Here is a 15,308-nt window from a genome sequence, read left to right as displayed (position 1 = left end):
TTGCTCGGGTGCACAGCGCTATCTCCCGGTCGCTCATGGTCCTCGTTTCCGGTGTGCTCGCCCTCGCGGTGACGCCGGTGGCCACAGCCGCCCCGAAGCCACCTGCCCAGGCGCAGCCGTGCGCGAACAAGACGACGCCTCCCGCGCCGATCGACACCTCCGAGAAGCCACGCCCCGGAGAGGCCGTGCCCGCGCCGTTGCCGGTCCCGCCGGTCCCGGTGGGCGGCGACCGGATGGCCGAATGCGGGCTCGTGCTGCCGAAGCGCGCGCTGAACCCGCCGGACGGCGACACCTCCGCGTCCTGGGTGCTGCAAGACCTCGAAAACGGCGACGTCATCGCCGCGAAGGATCCGCACGCCCGTCAGCGGCCGGCGTCGCTGATCAAGGTCCTGCTGGGACTGGTCGTGGTCACCGAGCTCAAGCCGGAAACGATCATCACCCCGACCAAAGAGGACGCCGAGCAGGAGTGCACCTGCGTCGGCATCGGCGCCGGCGGTCAGTACACAGTGGACCAACTGCTGCACGGACTGCTGATGCACTCCGGCAACGACGCGGCGCACGCGCTCTCCACCGTGCTCGGCGGCGTCGACGCCACGGTCGCGAAGATGAACGCGCTGGCCACCCGCATCGGCGCCACGGACACCCGCGCCGCGACACCGTCCGGGCTCGACGGCCCGGGGATGTCGACCTCGGCCTACGACATGAGCCTGATCTTCCACTACGCGATGAAGAAGCCGGAATTCGCGCAGGTGGTCAAGACCAAGAGCTTCGAAATCCCGCCCACCGCGGGAAAGCCGGTCATCACGATCTACAACGACAACAAGCTCCTCGGCTCCTACCCCGGGTTCATCGGCGGCAAGACCGGCTTCACCGACGACGCGCGGCACACCTACGTCGGCGGCGCGCTCCAGAACGGTCACCGGGTCGCGGTCGTGATGCTCCGCGCCGAACAGCGCCCGACGCGCGTCGTCGAACAGGCGGCGAAGCTCCTCGACTACGGCATCGCGCTGCGCGAGGCCAAGGCCGAATCGGTCGGGCGTATCGACTACAAGCCGACGGAAGCCGTGGACGCGGGCCAGGCGTCGGCCGCGCCGAACGCCGACAACGCGTCGAACAGCGGTGCCGCGGCGGCGGCCGAAGACCCGTTCGGGGTGACCGGCTGGATCATCACGCTGGTCGTCTTCCTGATCATCGTGGCGTCGTTCGTCATCGGTCACCAGCGCAAGAAGGCCATGGTGGGCGAGTAGGAGATCAGGACTTTCGGCGGCCGAACCAGCCCAAAAGCGCTCCGGTCGCGAAAGCCCCGCCGACCGCACCGAGCCCCGGCCCTTGCTGAACGGTCACCCTCGGGTGGATCAGCACCGGGGCCGGCGGCTCGATGACCGTCCGCATGTTCTCCTTCGCCGTCGCCGTCCACGCGGTGACGAACAGCAGGAACCGCGAAACGAGATTCGCGAACACGAGCAGGCCGATCACCGGGCCGAACAACGTGAACGCCGGCGACTTCGTGACACTGCCGAGGTAAACGGTCGCGGCCTGCTGGAGCACGATGAACCCGACGGCGGCGAAGATCGCGCCCTTGACCGCGCTGCGCAGCGCGACGTGCTCGCGGGGCAGCCTCGCGATGACCCACAGGAAGACCAGGGTGTTCGCGAGCAGGCCGAGCAGAATGGTCGCGACCTTCAGCAGGAACTTGGCCCAGCTCTGCTCTTCCAAGCCGACCAGTTCGAGCAGGAAGCGTCCGACACCGCTGCCCGCGGCGGTGAGGCCGAACGACACCACCAGCGCGAGGCCGAGGCCGATCAGTGACAGCAGGTCCTTGATCGTCGTCGACACCAGCGGCAACTGCTGCTTTTCCTGGCCCCACTGGGCGGTCAGCGCGTCACGCAGGTTCGTCATCCAGCCGATGCCGGAGTACAGCGCGAGCAGCAGACCGAACACCCCGATACCGCCGCCGGACTCCAGCGCGGCCTTGATGATGCTGCCGACCAGATCGCTCAGTCCGGCCGGGACCGACTTCTGGATCCCATCGACGAGCTGGTTCGTCACCGCGGTGTCGCCACGGAGCACGATCCCGATGACCGCGAAAGCGACCATCAGGATCGGGATCACCGAAAGCACACTGAAGTAGGTGATGGCGGCGGCGTAGTGGTTGCCGTAGCGCTCGGTGAAGGCGTCGTTGGCCCGGATGAGGTGATCGAGCCAGCCGTACTTCCGCCTCAGGCGAGGTAACAGCTTGTCCTCTTCCGGCTTCGCGCCGTCATCTTTCGCCACCATGAAACGCTAACCACGCGGCGGCGACATCGCAGCGCGAATCAACCTGCCGGGGGAAGGAACCCGATGTTCTCGTAGACGTTCCGCAGCGTCACCGAAGCGACTTCCCGCGCCCGTTGCGCGCCGAGGGCCAACGCCTTGTCGAGCTCGGCGACGTCGTCCATGTAGGACTGGACGCGTTCCTGCACCGGCGTGACCCACTCGACGAACGCCTCGCCGACGCCCTTCTTCAGGTCGCCGTAGCCCTTGCCCTCGTACGCGGTGACGAGCGCGTCGACCGGCTCGTCGGTCAGCGCGGAGAGGATCGTCAGCAGGTTCGAGACACCCGGCTTGTTCTCGGTGTCGAAGATGATCTCGCGGCCGGTGTCGGTGACCGCCGACCGGACCTTCTTCGCCGACTTCTTCGGGTCTTCGAGCAGCTCGATGAGGCCGTTGCCGGTCGACGAGGACTTGCTCATCTTCGCGGTCGGGTCCTGCAGGTCGTAGATCTTCGCCGTGTCCTTGACGATATGCGCCTCCGGCACGGTGAACGTCTTGCCGTAGCGGTTGTTGAACCGCTGCGCGAGGTTGCGCGTCAGCTCCAGGTGCTGCCGCTGGTCCTCGCCGACGGGGACCTCGTTCGCCTGGTACAGCAGGATGTCCGCGGCCTGCAGGACCGGGTAGGTGAACAGGCCGACGCTGGCGCGATCCGTGCCCTGTTTCGCGGCCTTGTCCTTGAACTGCGTCATCCGGCCGGCTTCGCCGAACCCGGTCTGGCACTCCAGCACCCAGCTCAGCTGGGCGTGCTCGGGCACCTGGCTCTGGACGAACAGCGCGCTGCGGGCCGGGTCGACGCCGAGCGCGAGCAACTGCGCGGCCGAGCGGCGCGTGCGGTCGCGCAGCACCTTCGGGTCCTGCTCGACGGTGATCGCGTGCAGGTCGACGACCATGTAGAAGGTCTCGTGGGTGTCCTGCAGCCGCACCCATTGCCGCAGCGCACCCAGGTAGTTGCCCAGGTGGAACGAGTCGGCGGTCGGCTGGATCCCGGAGAGCACCCGCGGGCGCTTCAGTTCGTCGGACACGCCCGGATTCTGTCAGGCCGCGTCGCGGCGGGTCATCGGAGGTCGGTCCCGCCAAACGGTCTAAACGGTTAAACGACACATACTTCCGACGGTTCTGGGCGCGGTGTCCGATTCCTAGCGTTCATGGCACCGGATCTTCCGGCCACACCGAAGGAGAACCCAGATGAAGGCACGATCCCTGCTGATGGGCTTGGCCATCGCGGCTGCGGCCGTGTTCACGCTTCCCGGGGTCGCCACGGCGGCTGAGCCCACCGGCGGCGTCCAGCCGAACATCGTCGGCGGCGGCAACGCGACCCAGGTCTACTCGTTCATGGTGTCCCAGCAGTCGAGCTCCGGTGGGCACCAGTGTGGTGGCTCACTGATCAGCGCGACCTGGGTGGTCACCGCGAAGCACTGTGGCACGCCGGCTCAGGTGCGCGTCGGCACCACGAACCGCACCAGCGGCGGCACCGTGGCCCGCGTGGCCCAGCGGATCGCCCACCCGAGCGCCGACCTGGCGCTGCTGCGCCTCTCGACGTCGGTTTCGCAGGCGCCGGTCACGATCGCCGACGCGTCCGGGGCCGTCGGCACCGCGACGCGGATCATCGGCTGGGGCCAGACCTGCGCCCCGCAGGGCGGCTGCGGTGCCCCGATCACCCTGCAGCAGCTGGACACCTCGATCGTCGCCGACAACAAGTGTCTCGGGATCAGCGGCGCGAGCGAGATCTGCACCAACAACCCCGGCGGGAACAAGGGCGCCTGCTACGGCGACTCGGGCGGCCCGCAGGTGAAGCAGGTCAACGGTGTCTGGCAGCTGATCGGCGCCACCAGCCGCGCCGGGAACAACAGCAGCACCTGCGCGACCGGGCCGTCGATCTACGTGGACGTCCCCTACTTCCGCAGCTGGATCCGCAGCAACTCCGGAGTCTGACCCGGGTCCCGCGTCGCCCCACCGCCCCCTGGGGCGGCGCGGTCCCAGCCGGTTCAGCAAGGAACCGTGCGGAAGTTCGAAGAGCCGCTCCAGCAGTGCGACCGCCTTCAGGGAGTCGCATCGCTCGGGGCGGCTTCTTCCTGTCCGCCAGTAGCTCAAGGTCGCGACACTGATCCGGACGCCCTGCCGGGCGAGCCGGTGGCGGATCCGGTCGAGTCCGAGACCGCTGTCCGCGATCGCCTGGTCCAGGGCCCGGGGGAACGGATCACCGGGCCGGCTGCGACGTTGCGTCACCGTCATGCACCCGAGCGTGGCGATCGCCGCGTACCTAAACAATCCGGGCCGGACTAGGTGTCCCTACCCAAGAAATCCGCACTTCGCCTTTAGCGGCCTAAGTGCGATCCGCCGTTTCCGGGCGCCGACCTGCGTTTAGCGGGCTAATCGCGATCCGGGGCCGACCTGCGTTTCGCCCCCTAAACGCGATCCGGGGCGGAGAGGGCGCAGGTCAGGGGCGCCGCTGGCGAGCGAGGGCGTCGTCGGTGAGGACGGCCTCCGCCATCGCGGCGACGTGCGGGGTGGTGGGCTGGGCCGGGGCGGCGGGAGCGGGGGTGGCCGCGGCCGCGCGGGCCTTCCGGCGCTGACGGAACACACCGAAGGCCATGCCGACGATGCCGAGCGCGACGGCGATCAGGCCGACCGGGCCCAGAAGACCGAACGCCATCTCCGAGCGTGACGTCGCCTCCGCGGCCGACGCCGGGACAGCGCCCGCGACGAGCAGCGCGACCGGGATCGCGATGACCGCCGTGGCCCTGGCCGCGGGCAGGGCCGAGCGCATCAGGAGATGAACTGGGTTCCGCACCGGAGTGCCTCCCGTGACGTGACTTTGCCGAACCGGAACGCTAACCCGAAAGAGTGAGCATTTCCAGGCTGCTGGTCAAAAAACTACCGAGCGTGTCAAGACCTGTGGGTTCTGATCAACTCGGGGCACGACACTAGCCCCTCACAGGGGGGATCTTTCGAGCACCCCTCTTCTCAGAGTTGTCGCGTACGAAATGGGTTTCCGACAAAACCGGACAGCATTAGGCCGTTCGGATGTCACCACACGGCCGAACAGGCACGATCCGACTTTCCCCGGTTGGTTTCTTGTGCGCAATGGTCTATACCTGTTGGCCATACCCCTTAAAAGGTATAGACCAATCTCCCTGCATGGTCCCCTCGTACGAAGGAGCCACCGATGTCTCTTCGACGTATTCTCGCGGCGGTCGCCGCCACCTTCGCCGCCACGACGGTCGCCGTGGTCGTCCCGGCCCAGTCCGCCTCGGCCGCGGACTGCACGACGCCGTGGAACGCGAGCTCGGTCTACTGGGGAGGCAACACCGCCTCCCACAACGGGCACAACTGGTCCGCGAAGTGGTGGACGCAGAACGAAACCCCAGGTACAGCGCAGGTTTGGGCTGATCAGGGCGCCTGCGGCGGCGGCACGACCAACCCGCCGAACCCGTCCGGCTTCGTGGTCAGCGAAGCACAGTTCAACCAGATGTTCCCGAGCCGGAACGCCTTCTACACCTACAACGGCCTGGTCACCGCCCTCAGCGCATACCCGGCCTTCGCCGGCACGGGCAGTGACACCGTGAAGAAGCAGGAAGCGGCCGCCTTCCTGGCGAACGTCAGCCACGAGACCGGCGGCCTGGTCTACGTGGTCGAGCAGAACGAAGCAAACTACCCGCACTACTGCGACACGAGCCAGTCCTACGGCTGTCCGGCGGGCAACGCCGCGTACTACGGCCGCGGCCCGATCCAGCTGAGCTGGAACTTCAACTACAAGGCCGCCGGCGACGCGCTGGGCCTGCCGCTGCTGACCAACCCGTGGCTGGTGCAGAACGACGCGGCGGTCGCCTGGAAGACCGGCATCTGGTACTGGATGACCCAGAACGGTCCGGGCACGATGACCCCGCACGACGCGATGGTCAACAGCCGCGGCTTCGGTGAGACCATCCGCAGCATCAACGGCAGCCTCGAGTGCAACGGTGGCAACCCCGGCCAGGTGCAGAGCCGCGTGAGCAAGTACAAGCAGTTCACCGGGATCCTCGGGGTCGACCCCGGCGGCAACCTGTCCTGCTGATCCATCCATGGACCGAAGGGGCCCTTCGCCGCAGGTGACGCGGCGAAGGGCCCCTTTCGTCATTCGAGAGAACCCAGCAGCCTGCGCAGCGCTCCGTCCAGGACTTCGAGGTCGCCGCCCAGCGGCGAGAGCAGCTTCGCGACATTCGCCGTGTGTTCGGTCATCGCGGCGTCGACGACTTCGAACCCGCGCTCGGTCAGCGTGACCCGGAAGCTGCGCCGGTCCTCGGGGTCGAGCGCCCGCTCGACCAGACCGGCCGTCTCCAGCCTGTCGATCCGGCTGGTCATCCCGGCCCGGGACATCATCAGCGTCGCGGACAGCTCGGACGGGATCAGCGTGTACGGCTTCCCGGATCGCCTGAGCGCCGCCAGCACGTCGAACTCGCCCTGTTTCAAGCCGTGCTTCGCGAACACGGCCTCCACCATCGGCGTGGTCAGCAGGACCACGCGCCCGAGTCGCCCGGCGACCCCGATCGCGGTCAGGTCCAGTTCCGGTCGTTCCCGCCGCCAGGCGCCGACCACGTGGTCGATCGCGTCGACGTTCTGCTCTTCACTCACGTCCCGCAGTCTATTCGACAGGAGATAGTTTGACAGCGAACTATCAGCAGTGGAACTATCGAGGCATGACACAGAGCATCGAAGCCCGCGAACCCGTCCTCGTCCGCGCCGCCGAAGCCGAGACCGTCGGCGCGGCCCCCACGCTCGTCACCCTGCTCGCCGACGTCTCGACGACAGGCGGGGTCATGAGCAGCGCGAGAACACAGCTAGGCGTCGGCGCCGATGGAGCGGCGCCGCACTACCACACCGGCTCCTCCGAGATGTTCTTCATGCTCAGCGGGAAGCTGGAAGTCCTTGTGGGAGAAGAGATCGTCACCGTTTCCGAGGGCGACATGCTCGTCGTCCCGCCGCTGACCACGCACGCGTTCCGCGCGGCCGTGGACTCGGCCGCGGACGTGCTGATCGTGTTCATCCCCGGCGTGGAACGGTTCGACTACTTCCGCCTGCTGGAAAAAGTCGGCCACGGCGAGGCGACCGTCCAGGATCTCTTGGACAGCCAGGAGAAATTCGACAACCACTTCGTCGAAAGTCCAGTGTGGACGGAGAGCGCGAAGTCCCGTCAGTAACCGCGCGGCGGATATCCCGGCGGCGGCCCGTACGGACCCGGCTGCGGATGGCCATGCGGCGGATACCCGGGCTGCGGGTATTGAGGTTGTGGGTACTGCGGTTGCGGATATCCCGGCTGCTGCGGCGGATACGGCGGCTGGCCGTACTGCGGCGGAGGCGGATACTGCTGCTGATAGCCGGGGTTCTGCTGCGGATACGGCTGTTGCGGGTACTGCATCTGTTGCGGGTACTGGGGCTGTTGCGGCGCCGGCGCGGCGGGCTGCCCGCCACCGAGGTGGAACGGCAGCAGCGACACCAGCTTCCCGAGGTGTCCCAACGTCAAGAGCACGTCGTCCGGCTTGGTCCGGCCGAACGTCGGATTCTCGACGTAGACCAGTTCCGAGCCCACCAGCGACCAGGTGTGCAGCTTCGACGACCGCATCGTGGCGGCGACCTGCGGGGTCAGCACACCGATCGCGACGTTCGGGTCGGTGTCGATCAGCTTGTACCAGCGGTTGAACTTCCGGTCCGCCGTGGCGGGCTCGGGGTACTGATCGACGTCCCAGGCGGCTTCGATGCTCGACACGATCTGGAAGTTCGGCATCGGCGCGGGCAGGGTGATCACCCAGACCGTGTCGATCGAGATCGTGTCGAGTTCGTTGACCTTCTTGTTGGTCCATCGCGTGTGCACGCTCGTGACCGTCGGACGGCGGTGGTAGTCGAAGACGCTGAACTGAAGCCCGTTGTACGCGCCGCTCAGCGCGCCGAACGCCATCCGCTTGTCGCCGCGCTGGTTGAACGGCAGCACCGTCCAGCGCTCCAAGAGGTTCGGCGCGTCCGGGCTGAACTCCCACCCGTACTGGCCGGACATCGCGTAGCGCTCGGCGTTCGTCGCCTCGATCCGCCTGGCTTCGTTCGTCTCCATCACAGCCCCCAGAGCTTCCGGCGGGTCAGCCGGAGTAGGTCGCCGTCACCGGCGCGTGGTCCGACCAGCGCTGATCGTAGGACTCGGCGCGCTCGACCACGACCGATGTGCACCGCTCGGCCAGGCCGGGCGTGGCGATCTGGCAGTCGATGCGCCAGCCCGAGTCGTTGTCGAACGCCTTCCCGCGGTACGACCACCAGGTATACGGGCCGGGGCCTTCCGGGTCGAGTTTGCGCTGCACGTCGACGTAACCGGCCTCGCTGAACACGCGGCCGAGCCACTCCCGTTCCTCCGGCAGGAAGCCCGAGCTCTTCTGGTTCCCGCGCCAGTTCTTCAGGTCGGTCTTGTCGTAGGCGATGTTCCAGTCCCCCACGACGACGACCTCGCGGCCGCCGGCCTCGGCCTTGGCGCGCAGGTCGGCGAGGTACGGGAGGAACGCCGCCATGAAGCGCTCTTTCTCGTCCTGGCGAGGGGTGCCGACGTCGCCGCTGGGCAGGTACAGGCTCGCGACCACGACGTTCGGCAGGTGGATCTCGGCATAGCGGCCGCTGTCCTCGAATTCGGGCTCGCCGAAACCGATACGGACCTCGTCCGGCTCGGTCCGGCTGAAGAGCATGACGCCGTTGCGCCCCTTCTGCACTGACGGCGCGTGCACCACGTGCCAGCCTTCGGGCGCGGCGGCACCGGCCGGCAGCTCCTTGAGCTCGGCCCGGACCTCCTGGCAGGCGACGACGTCGGCCTTCGTCGAGCCCAGCCACTCGACGAAGCCTTTTTTCGCGGCGGCACGGAGGCCGTTGACATTCACAGTGGAGACGGTCAGCACGCTCCGCACGCTACCCGGAGGGTCCGACAGAACTCTCAGGGAGTTCGCTCTGCGAGACTGCGCGCATGAGTGAGCTGACCGTGCTGGGCAGCTGCGGCGCCTGGCCGGAACCGAGACGGGCCTGCGCCGGGTTCCTCCTGGTCCACGAAGGTTTCAAGCTGGTGCTCGACCTCGGCTACGGGGCCGCGTCACGGCTGTTCGAACACGCCCCCGATGGCCGGGTCGACGCGGTGGTGGTGACGCATGAACATCCCGATCACTGCGCCGACGTGAGCGCGCTCGGCCGTGCCCGCGCCTACGGGCTGCCGGACGAGCCGAGGATCCCGCTGCACTGCACGCCGGGGACGGTGCGGCGGCTCGAAGCGATGGAACCGCGTCCGCATCCGACGACGATCTTCGACGTGGCCGACCTCGGCCCGCCGCGCGAGGTCGGGCCGTTCCGGATGACGACGTTCCTACTGCCGCACCACGTGCCGAACTACGGTGTCCGGCTGAGCGCGCCCGGGCTCACCGTCGCGTACACCGGCGACAGCGGGCCCAGCCCGATCCTGGCCGAGCTGGCACGCGACGCGGATCTGCTCATCGCCGACGCCACGTTGCAGGGTCCGCCCCCCGACGAGACGCCGCGGCTCGTGTCGACGGCGGGCGAGGCCGGGTACTGGGCCCAGCGCGGCGGCGCCCGGCGGCTGCTGCTGACCCACTTCTGGCCCGGCTCCGACCGCGAGGTCTCAGTGGCCGAGGCGCGGGCGGAGTTCCGGGGCGAGGTACTGGCGGCCGAGGAAGGCACCCACTTGCGTTTAGCCCCCTAATCGCGATCCCGCCGACCAGACCCGCCCACCTGCGTTTCGCGGGCTAAACGCGATCCCGCCGGCCGGAGGCGCGCACTTGCGTTTCGCGGGCTAATCGCGAAGCGGCAGGTCAGGGGCGCGTCGCGGTTAGCGGGCTAAACGCGAAGCCGCAGGTCACGGGCCGCATTTGGAGCCTTCGACCGGGCGCGCGAACTCGGCCGAGACCCACTTGCCCTCGGCGATCTTGCGGAAGCCGTTCTCGACCACCGGCTGCGCGTCGATCTTCGCGTCCTTGACGTACTTGCCGACGATCTTCTGTCCGCCGGGGAGGTCGCGCGCGTTGAGCACGTCGGCCGTCACCACGACCTGGCAACCGGTCGGGCTCGATGCGCTCGACTCCCTGTCTTGTCCCGAGATGGCGACGACGACGATCAGCGCCGCACCGGCGCCGAGGAACAAGACCGGTTTCGAGATGGCCATGATGGTCACTCCTCGAACAAGGGAATCGTTTTCTGTCCGGTCCAGAGTGGCAGAAGCCGGGGCGGTCGCCCAGATCCCGGATTGCCAACCACCCGGAGGCGCCAACCGGAAAGTGGCCGTACTACCCAGGGTCACGACGCGAAAAGGCCCCCTTCCGCGAGGAAGGGGGCCTTCAAGCGAGACTCAGCCCTGGGCGATCTTCTTGGCCAGGTTCTCGTCCAGCGTCGCGAGGAACTCCTCGGTGGTCTGGAACGCCTGCTCCTTGCTGATCAGCAGCGCGAGGTCCTTGGTCATCTTGCCGCTCTCGACGGTCTCGATGACGACCTGCTCCAGCTTGTTCGCGAACCCGATCAGCTCCGGGTTCGAGTCCAGCTTGCCGCGGTGCTCGAGGCCCCGGGTCCACGCGAAGATCGACGCGATCGGGTTGGTCGAGGTCGGCTTGCCCTGCTGGTGCTGACGGTAGTGCCGGGTGACCGTGCCGTGCGCGGCCTCGGCCTCGACGGTCTTGCCGTCCGGGGTGCGCAGCACGGACGTCATCAGGCCCAGCGAGCCGAAGCCCTGCGCGACCGTGTCGGACTGCACGTCACCGTCGTAGTTCTTGCAGGCCCAGACGTAGCCGCCCTCCCACTTCATCGCCGCGGCGACCATGTCGTCGATCAGGCGGTGCTCGTAGGAGATGCCCTTGGCGTCGAAGTCGGCCTTGAACTCGGCCTGGTAGATCTCCTCGAACACGTCCTTGAACATGCCGTCGTAGGCCTTGAGGATGGTGTTCTTGGTCGACATGTAGACCGGGTACTCACGGTCGAGGCCGTACTGCAGCGAGGCGCGCGCGAAGTCCTCGATGGACTTGCGGTAGTTGTACATGCCCATGGCGACGCCGCCGCCCTCGGGGAACTTCGCGACGTCGAACTGCATCGGCTCGGAGCCGTCGTCCGGGGTGTAGCTGATGGTCAGCGTGCCGGGACCCGGGACCTTGAAGTTGGTCGCCTTGTACTGGTCGCCGTGCGCGTGACGGCCGATGATGATCGGCTTGGTCCAGCCGGGGACCAGACGCGGGATGTTCTGGATGACGATCGGCTCGCGGAAGATCACGCCGCCGAGGATGTTGCGGATCGTGCCGTTGGGCGAGAGCCACATCTTCTTCAGGCCGAACTCTTCGACGCGCGCCTCGTCCGGCGTGATGGTGGCGCACTTGACGCCGACGCCGTGCTTCTTGATCGCGTTGGCGGAGTCGATGGTGATCTGGTCGTCGGTGCGATCCCGCTCCTCGATGCCCAGGTCGTAGTACTCCAGGTCCACGTCCAGGTACGGGTGGATCAGCCTGTCCTTGATGAACTGCCAAATGATGCGGGTCATCTCATCGCCGTCGAGCTCGACGACGGTGCCCTGGACCTTGATCTTGGCCATGAGCAGCGGTGCTCCTTCCGCGGATCTTCGCGTTCTTCTTCAGTCTCTCCGGTAGCGGTACAAGCGTACTGCTTTACGGTCCTGGATGGTTCCAGTAGTGGTCGGTATCAAGTCTCCACGAGGCCGTTGTGACCGACGTCACCCGGTCGGACGACGGCCATCCGGCCGTCACGGGATCCTCGGAGACCGCGCCATCATCGAACCGCACTCCATTTTCGGCACAGCCGGCCACCGGAAGGGCGGTCCCCACATGTCCACCAACCCCTACGCCGTGCCGCCGCATGAGCAGCCGTCGATGCCGGAGCCTTACCTGCAGCCTAGGCAAAGCGGCCGTGCCGTGCCTCGGGTGATCAGCGCGCTCGGCGGTCTTCTGCTCTCGCCGGTCGCGCTCGGCCTGGTGATCTACGGCGGCTCACGGCTGCAGCGGACCTACGCGCAGGCCTACAGCGTCGGCGAAGACCCGCTGGGCTTGATCCTGCTGATCGTCGGCGGCCTTCTCCTGCTCGGCGTCGCGCTTCTCGGCGCGTTGTCCGGGCTCGGGCCGGTGCTCGGCGGGCTGATCTGGGGAGTGATCCCGGGACTGACCACGCTCCTGGGCGGGACGAGCGTCATGAGCACCATGTACGACGTCGGCGGCCGCGAACTCGGCGTCGGGCTGGTGACCTGGCTGGTGATGGGCGCCCTGTTCGCGAGCGGGTTCCTGCTGATCGGAGCCGGCCTGGTCGGGACCCTGACCCGGCGCCGCTCAAATCGCGTTTAGCGGGCTAAACGCGCTCCGCGAAGATCGAAGTGAACCGAAGGGGCTTCGCGTCCGTAGTCCGGTTCAGGGAGGTGGCCCGCCCATGTCATCGCACCGGTACGTCGCGGAGTACGACGACGAGGACTACCAGGAGTACGGCGAGTACGAGCAGCAGCAGCCCAAGGACCCGCGAAGGCCGTATGAGGACGTCGAGTCGTACGAACCGTACGAGCCCTTCGAGGACGACCCGGGCTCCGAAGACCCCCGCGCGGGCCGAGGAGTGCGACGAGTCCTCAGCGGCGCGGGCGGCCTGATCCTGACGCCGGTCGCCCTCGGCCTGCTGTCGTGGGGCGGCCTGCGGCAGCAGATGCTCATCCAGGCGACGCTGAGCACCCAGCGTGACGTCCTCGGCATCAGCCTGCTGGCGGGCGGCGGGATCCTGCTGCTGGCGGTCGGCCTGCTCGGCGCGCTCTCGGCGACCGGCCCGATCCTCGGCGGTCTCGTCTGGGGCGTCGCACCCGGCGTGGCCGCCGCGGCGGTCCCCGAATGGGGCTTCCGGCTCATGAAGTACCTGCCGCAGAACGACGTCACCTACGGCGTCACGAGCTGGCTGTTCATCGGCGGCCTGCTCGGGACGGGCTTCCTGTTGGTCGGCGCGGGCCTCGCGTCGAGACTCGCCCGGCGGCGCCGCTGAGCGGGCTGGGACGATCGGCGCATGGGATTGTTCACCGTTCCTGAAGCCCGCGCCGAACTCGCCCGGCTACGCCCCGTGCTCGACGAGCTCGTCCGCCTCCGCGCCGACGCGGCCGAGCTCGCCGCGTCCCTGCGCCCGGGCGGCCGGGAGACCGCGCTCGGCGGGATGCCGGAGTGGAAGGCCGCGCAGGCCCGGCTGGACGATCTGATGACCACCGTCCAGCGGACGGGCGCGGAGCTGAAGGGGTTCGCCCCGCTCCTGATCGATTTCCCCGCCGAACTCGACGGCGCCGACGTCCTGCTGTGCTGGCTCGAAGGCGATCCCGAACTGTGCTGGTATCACCGCGTCGACCTGGGTTTCGCCGGGCGGCGCCGGCTGCCGGACAGGGTCGCCGTCGTGACCGAGGAGATCGCGGCCGGACTGTTCGACGGCATGGCCGCTCACTACGACGAAGACACCTTTCACGGCCTCGTCGCCGAAGCGCTTGTCGACGGCCTCGGCAGCACGGCTCCCGAACGCGTTCTCGACGTCGCGACCGGTACCGGCGTGGCCGCGTTCGCCGCGCTGCGCCTGGAGCCGGGCGAAGTGCTCGCGATCGACATCTCGCCGGGCATGATCGCCCAGGCCGAGGCGAAGGCGGCGACGCGCGATCCCGGCAAGGTCATCACCTGGCAGGTCGCCTCGGCGGTTCCGTCGCCGGTGGAGGACGAAGGCGCCGACGCCGTGCTCTGCGCGTCCTCGCTGCACTTCCTGGGCGCGGCCGCGCTTCACGACTGGCTGCGGGCGCTGCGCCCGGGCGGCCGGGTCGGCTTCAGCCTGCCGCTGGCGTCGGCGTTCCGGCCGTCGGAGGCGTTCGCCGCGATCGTCCCCGCCGACCTGAAACTGCCGGAAACCGAGGACGACGCGGCGGAACTGGCCTCCGAAGCGGGCTTCACCGAGGTGACCGTGAAGCGCCTCGACGTCGAGTCCGAGGACAGGGTCCGGTCGGTGTTCGTGGTGCACGCGACCAAACCCTGAGCCCTGCGGCGTCCTACAGCGGTGCGAAGAACGGCACGCACTTCGGCACGGGCGCGCCTTCCGGGTCGAGCGCCTTGAGGATCAGGCTCGTCACGTTCGGGTCGATCGCCTGGCTCAGATGCCCGGAGACGTCCACGCCGCACTTGTCCTGCAGCACGATGTCGGTCGTGCCCGGCTCGCCGAGCACGCCGCTGGTGTACGGCGTGACCACTCGATCGTGGCGGCTCACGATGCTCGTGTAGGTCGGCCCCGGCACGCTCACGCCGCCGCGGGCGAGGTCGTCGAGGAAGTCCGACGGCGGGAGGTATTCGCGGCACGCGCCGCATACGCCGTCGGCGAGCAGGTCGATGCCGGGCAGCGAAAGCACGGCCTTGGCCAGCCCGGAAAGGCCGTTGAGAGACGTGCCCTTGAAGTTCGAGCCGAAGCCGACGAAGTGCTTCACCTTCTTCGCGCCGCCCTCGAACTTGAGGTAGTACGCGGGCATCGTCGTGCCCTCGGAGTGTCCGACGATGTCGACCTTGTCCGCGCCGGTGCTCGACCGCACGCGGTCCACGAACGCGCCGAGTTCGACGGCGCTCTTCCGCATCGAGGCCATTCCGCCGAACAACTGTCCACCCAGGACGGTGGCGCCGTAGGTCAGCGAGTAGACGCAGTAACCGGCGTTCTTGAGCTTCGGCGCGTGGTAGAACCAGTTGGTCGTCGCGTTGCCGCCGAGGCCGTGCACCAGCACGACAGGTTCGGGGTGATCCGCACTGGGCTTGCACGACCAGTCGTTCCAGCCGCTCGACGGCGCCGCGGTCGCCGCGGCCGGGACGGCGATCGTGAACGTCAAAGCCGCGACAAGCGTGGTGAGGATCCTCCTGGTCTTGGTGGCACCGCCGTTGGTGACCCGAGCCCGCATCCCTGCCTCCGGTTACTCGTCAGTATGTGATGCGAGTCATCATGCGTCACAAACCGGTGGCCGG

General features: G+C 68.1%; 17 protein-coding genes. 8 read left to right on the top strand and 9 right to left on the bottom strand.

All coding sequences use genetic code 11. From position 1 onward, the window contains the following. Positions 1 to 8 precede the first annotated feature (8 nt). Positions 9 to 1,247 carry a D-alanyl-D-alanine carboxypeptidase family protein gene (locus B0293_RS12220; RefSeq protein ID WP_039919616.1) on the top strand — a complete coding sequence of 413 codons (1,239 nt, stop codon included), beginning with the start codon at positions 9 to 11 and terminating at the stop codon, positions 1,245 to 1,247. Between the two features lie 4 nt (positions 1,248 to 1,251). Here the strand turns inward: B0293_RS12220 and B0293_RS12215 are convergent, their stop codons facing one another. Continuing rightward, entirely contained in the window at positions 1,252 to 2,277 is a 1,026-nt protein-coding gene (locus B0293_RS12215) for a YhjD/YihY/BrkB family envelope integrity protein (protein WP_005166469.1), read from the bottom strand. A 38-nt stretch (positions 2,278 to 2,315) separates the two neighbouring features. After that, a complete protein-coding gene (gene trpS / locus B0293_RS12210) occupies positions 2,316 to 3,335 on the bottom strand; it encodes a tryptophan--tRNA ligase (RefSeq protein ID WP_005166470.1) in 1,020 nt (339 codons plus the stop codon). Between the two features lie 163 nt (positions 3,336 to 3,498). On the opposite strand from trpS, the gene B0293_RS12205 reads away from it, so the two are divergent. Then, positions 3,499 to 4,245 (top strand): S1 family peptidase, encoded by a 747-nt coding sequence (locus B0293_RS12205; RefSeq protein ID WP_005166471.1) that lies wholly within the window; start codon positions 3,499 to 3,501, stop codon positions 4,243 to 4,245. Between the two features lie 505 nt (positions 4,246 to 4,750). Here the strand turns inward: B0293_RS12205 and B0293_RS12195 are convergent. Then, positions 4,751 to 5,080 carry a hypothetical protein gene (locus B0293_RS12195; protein ID WP_039919617.1) on the bottom strand — a complete coding sequence of 110 codons (330 nt, stop codon included), beginning with the start codon at positions 5,078 to 5,080 and terminating at the stop codon, positions 4,751 to 4,753. Positions 5,081 to 5,479: 399 nt separating this feature from the next. On the opposite strand from B0293_RS12195, the gene B0293_RS12190 reads away from it, so the two are divergent. Continuing rightward, positions 5,480 to 6,367: a glycoside hydrolase family 19 protein gene (locus B0293_RS12190; protein WP_005166474.1), complete on the top strand. Its 888-nt coding sequence runs from the start codon at positions 5,480 to 5,482 to the stop codon at positions 6,365 to 6,367. A gap of 59 nt (positions 6,368 to 6,426) precedes the next feature. Here the strand turns inward: B0293_RS12190 and B0293_RS12185 are convergent, their stop codons facing one another. After that, complete coding sequence (locus B0293_RS12185) at positions 6,427 to 6,924, bottom strand: MarR family winged helix-turn-helix transcriptional regulator (protein WP_005166476.1); 498 nt, start codon at positions 6,922 to 6,924, stop codon at positions 6,427 to 6,429. A 65-nt stretch (positions 6,925 to 6,989) separates the two neighbouring features. Here B0293_RS12185 and B0293_RS12180 point away from each other — a divergent pair, with 65 nt between their 5' ends. Next, positions 6,990 to 7,490, top strand: coding sequence for a cupin domain-containing protein (locus tag B0293_RS12180; protein ID WP_005166478.1), 501 nt, complete (start codon positions 6,990 to 6,992; stop codon positions 7,488 to 7,490). Here the strand turns inward: B0293_RS12180 and B0293_RS12175 are convergent. After that, positions 7,484 to 8,395 (bottom strand): hypothetical protein, encoded by a 912-nt coding sequence (locus B0293_RS12175; RefSeq protein WP_039919618.1) that lies wholly within the window; start codon positions 8,393 to 8,395, stop codon positions 7,484 to 7,486. The two genes, B0293_RS12180 and B0293_RS12175, sit on opposite strands and share 7 nt — an antisense overlap. Before the next feature lie 25 nt (positions 8,396 to 8,420). After that, on the bottom strand, positions 8,421 to 9,227 hold the full coding sequence (locus B0293_RS12170) for an exodeoxyribonuclease III (RefSeq protein WP_005166482.1): 807 nt from the start codon (positions 9,225 to 9,227) through the stop codon (positions 8,421 to 8,423). A gap of 56 nt (positions 9,228 to 9,283) precedes the next feature. On the opposite strand from B0293_RS12170, the gene B0293_RS12165 reads away from it, so the two are divergent. Beyond that, the gene (locus B0293_RS12165; RefSeq protein WP_005166484.1) at positions 9,284 to 10,027 is read left to right on the top strand and encodes an MBL fold metallo-hydrolase; all 744 of its coding nucleotides are present in this window, start codon (positions 9,284 to 9,286) and stop codon (positions 10,025 to 10,027) included. Between the two features lie 153 nt (positions 10,028 to 10,180). On the opposite strand, the gene B0293_RS12160 is transcribed toward B0293_RS12165, so the two are convergent. Beyond that, positions 10,181 to 10,486: a hypothetical protein gene (locus B0293_RS12160; RefSeq protein ID WP_005166486.1), complete on the bottom strand. Its 306-nt coding sequence runs from the start codon at positions 10,484 to 10,486 to the stop codon at positions 10,181 to 10,183. Between the two features lie 183 nt (positions 10,487 to 10,669). Next, positions 10,670 to 11,893 carry an NADP-dependent isocitrate dehydrogenase gene (locus B0293_RS12155; protein WP_005166487.1) on the bottom strand — a complete coding sequence of 408 codons (1,224 nt, stop codon included), beginning with the start codon at positions 11,891 to 11,893 and terminating at the stop codon, positions 10,670 to 10,672. A gap of 250 nt (positions 11,894 to 12,143) precedes the next feature. Here B0293_RS12155 and B0293_RS12150 point away from each other — a divergent pair, with 250 nt between their 5' ends. The 3 genes from B0293_RS12150 (at position 12,144) to B0293_RS44855 (ending at position 14,343) form a co-directional block, all read left to right on the top strand. Next, positions 12,144 to 12,653, top strand: coding sequence for a hypothetical protein (locus B0293_RS12150; protein WP_245192131.1), 510 nt, complete (start codon positions 12,144 to 12,146; stop codon positions 12,651 to 12,653). Between the two features lie 82 nt (positions 12,654 to 12,735). After that, positions 12,736 to 13,326: a hypothetical protein gene (locus tag B0293_RS12145; protein WP_005166489.1), complete on the top strand. Its 591-nt coding sequence runs from the start codon at positions 12,736 to 12,738 to the stop codon at positions 13,324 to 13,326. Positions 13,327 to 13,347: 21 nt separating this feature from the next. After that, positions 13,348 to 14,343, top strand: a complete 996-nt coding sequence (locus B0293_RS44855) for a DUF2203 family protein (protein ID WP_005166490.1) — start codon at positions 13,348 to 13,350, stop codon at positions 14,341 to 14,343. Between the two features lie 13 nt (positions 14,344 to 14,356). Here B0293_RS44855 and B0293_RS12135 read toward each other — a convergent pair whose 3' ends face one another. After that, positions 14,357 to 15,244: an esterase/lipase family protein gene (locus B0293_RS12135; RefSeq protein ID WP_005166491.1), complete on the bottom strand. Its 888-nt coding sequence runs from the start codon at positions 15,242 to 15,244 to the stop codon at positions 14,357 to 14,359. Positions 15,245 to 15,308 lie beyond the last annotated feature (64 nt).

Origin of the sequence: Amycolatopsis azurea DSM 43854 (assembly GCF_001995215.1) — a bacterium.
In the GTDB taxonomy this organism is placed as follows: Bacteria; Actinomycetota; Actinomycetes; order Mycobacteriales; family Pseudonocardiaceae; genus Amycolatopsis; species Amycolatopsis azurea.
This window is presented reverse-complemented; position numbering and strand designations above follow the sequence as displayed.

Excerpts from the sequence above, each read along its gene's own strand:
- B0293_RS12155 (WP_005166487.1), bottom strand. The coding sequence starts at position 11,893 with ATGGCCAAGATCAAGGTCCAGGGCACCGTCGTCGAGCTCGACGGCGAT.
- B0293_RS12190 (WP_005166474.1), top strand. The coding sequence starts at position 5,480 with ATGTCTCTTCGACGTATTCTCGCGGCGGTCGCCGCCACCTTCGCCGCC.
- B0293_RS12135 (WP_005166491.1), bottom strand. The coding sequence starts at position 15,244 with ATGCGGGCTCGGGTCACCAACGGCGGTGCCACCAAGACCAGGAGGATC.
- B0293_RS12165 (WP_005166484.1), top strand. The coding sequence starts at position 9,284 with ATGAGTGAGCTGACCGTGCTGGGCAGCTGCGGCGCCTGGCCGGAACCG.
- B0293_RS12150 (WP_245192131.1), top strand. The coding sequence starts at position 12,144 with ATGTCCACCAACCCCTACGCCGTGCCGCCGCATGAGCAGCCGTCGATG.
- B0293_RS12160 (WP_005166486.1), bottom strand. The coding sequence starts at position 10,486 with ATGGCCATCTCGAAACCGGTCTTGTTCCTCGGCGCCGGTGCGGCGCTG.
- B0293_RS12195 (WP_039919617.1), bottom strand. The coding sequence starts at position 5,080 with ATGCGCTCGGCCCTGCCCGCGGCCAGGGCCACGGCGGTCATCGCGATC.
- B0293_RS12215 (WP_005166469.1), bottom strand. The coding sequence starts at position 2,277 with ATGGTGGCGAAAGATGACGGCGCGAAGCCGGAAGAGGACAAGCTGTTA.
- B0293_RS12145 (WP_005166489.1), top strand. The coding sequence starts at position 12,736 with ATGTCATCGCACCGGTACGTCGCGGAGTACGACGACGAGGACTACCAG.
- B0293_RS12175 (WP_039919618.1), bottom strand. The coding sequence starts at position 8,395 with ATGGAGACGAACGAAGCCAGGCGGATCGAGGCGACGAACGCCGAGCGC.
- B0293_RS44855 (WP_005166490.1), top strand. The coding sequence starts at position 13,348 with ATGGGATTGTTCACCGTTCCTGAAGCCCGCGCCGAACTCGCCCGGCTA.
- B0293_RS12180 (WP_005166478.1), top strand. The coding sequence starts at position 6,990 with ATGACACAGAGCATCGAAGCCCGCGAACCCGTCCTCGTCCGCGCCGCC.
- B0293_RS12205 (WP_005166471.1), top strand. The coding sequence starts at position 3,499 with ATGAAGGCACGATCCCTGCTGATGGGCTTGGCCATCGCGGCTGCGGCC.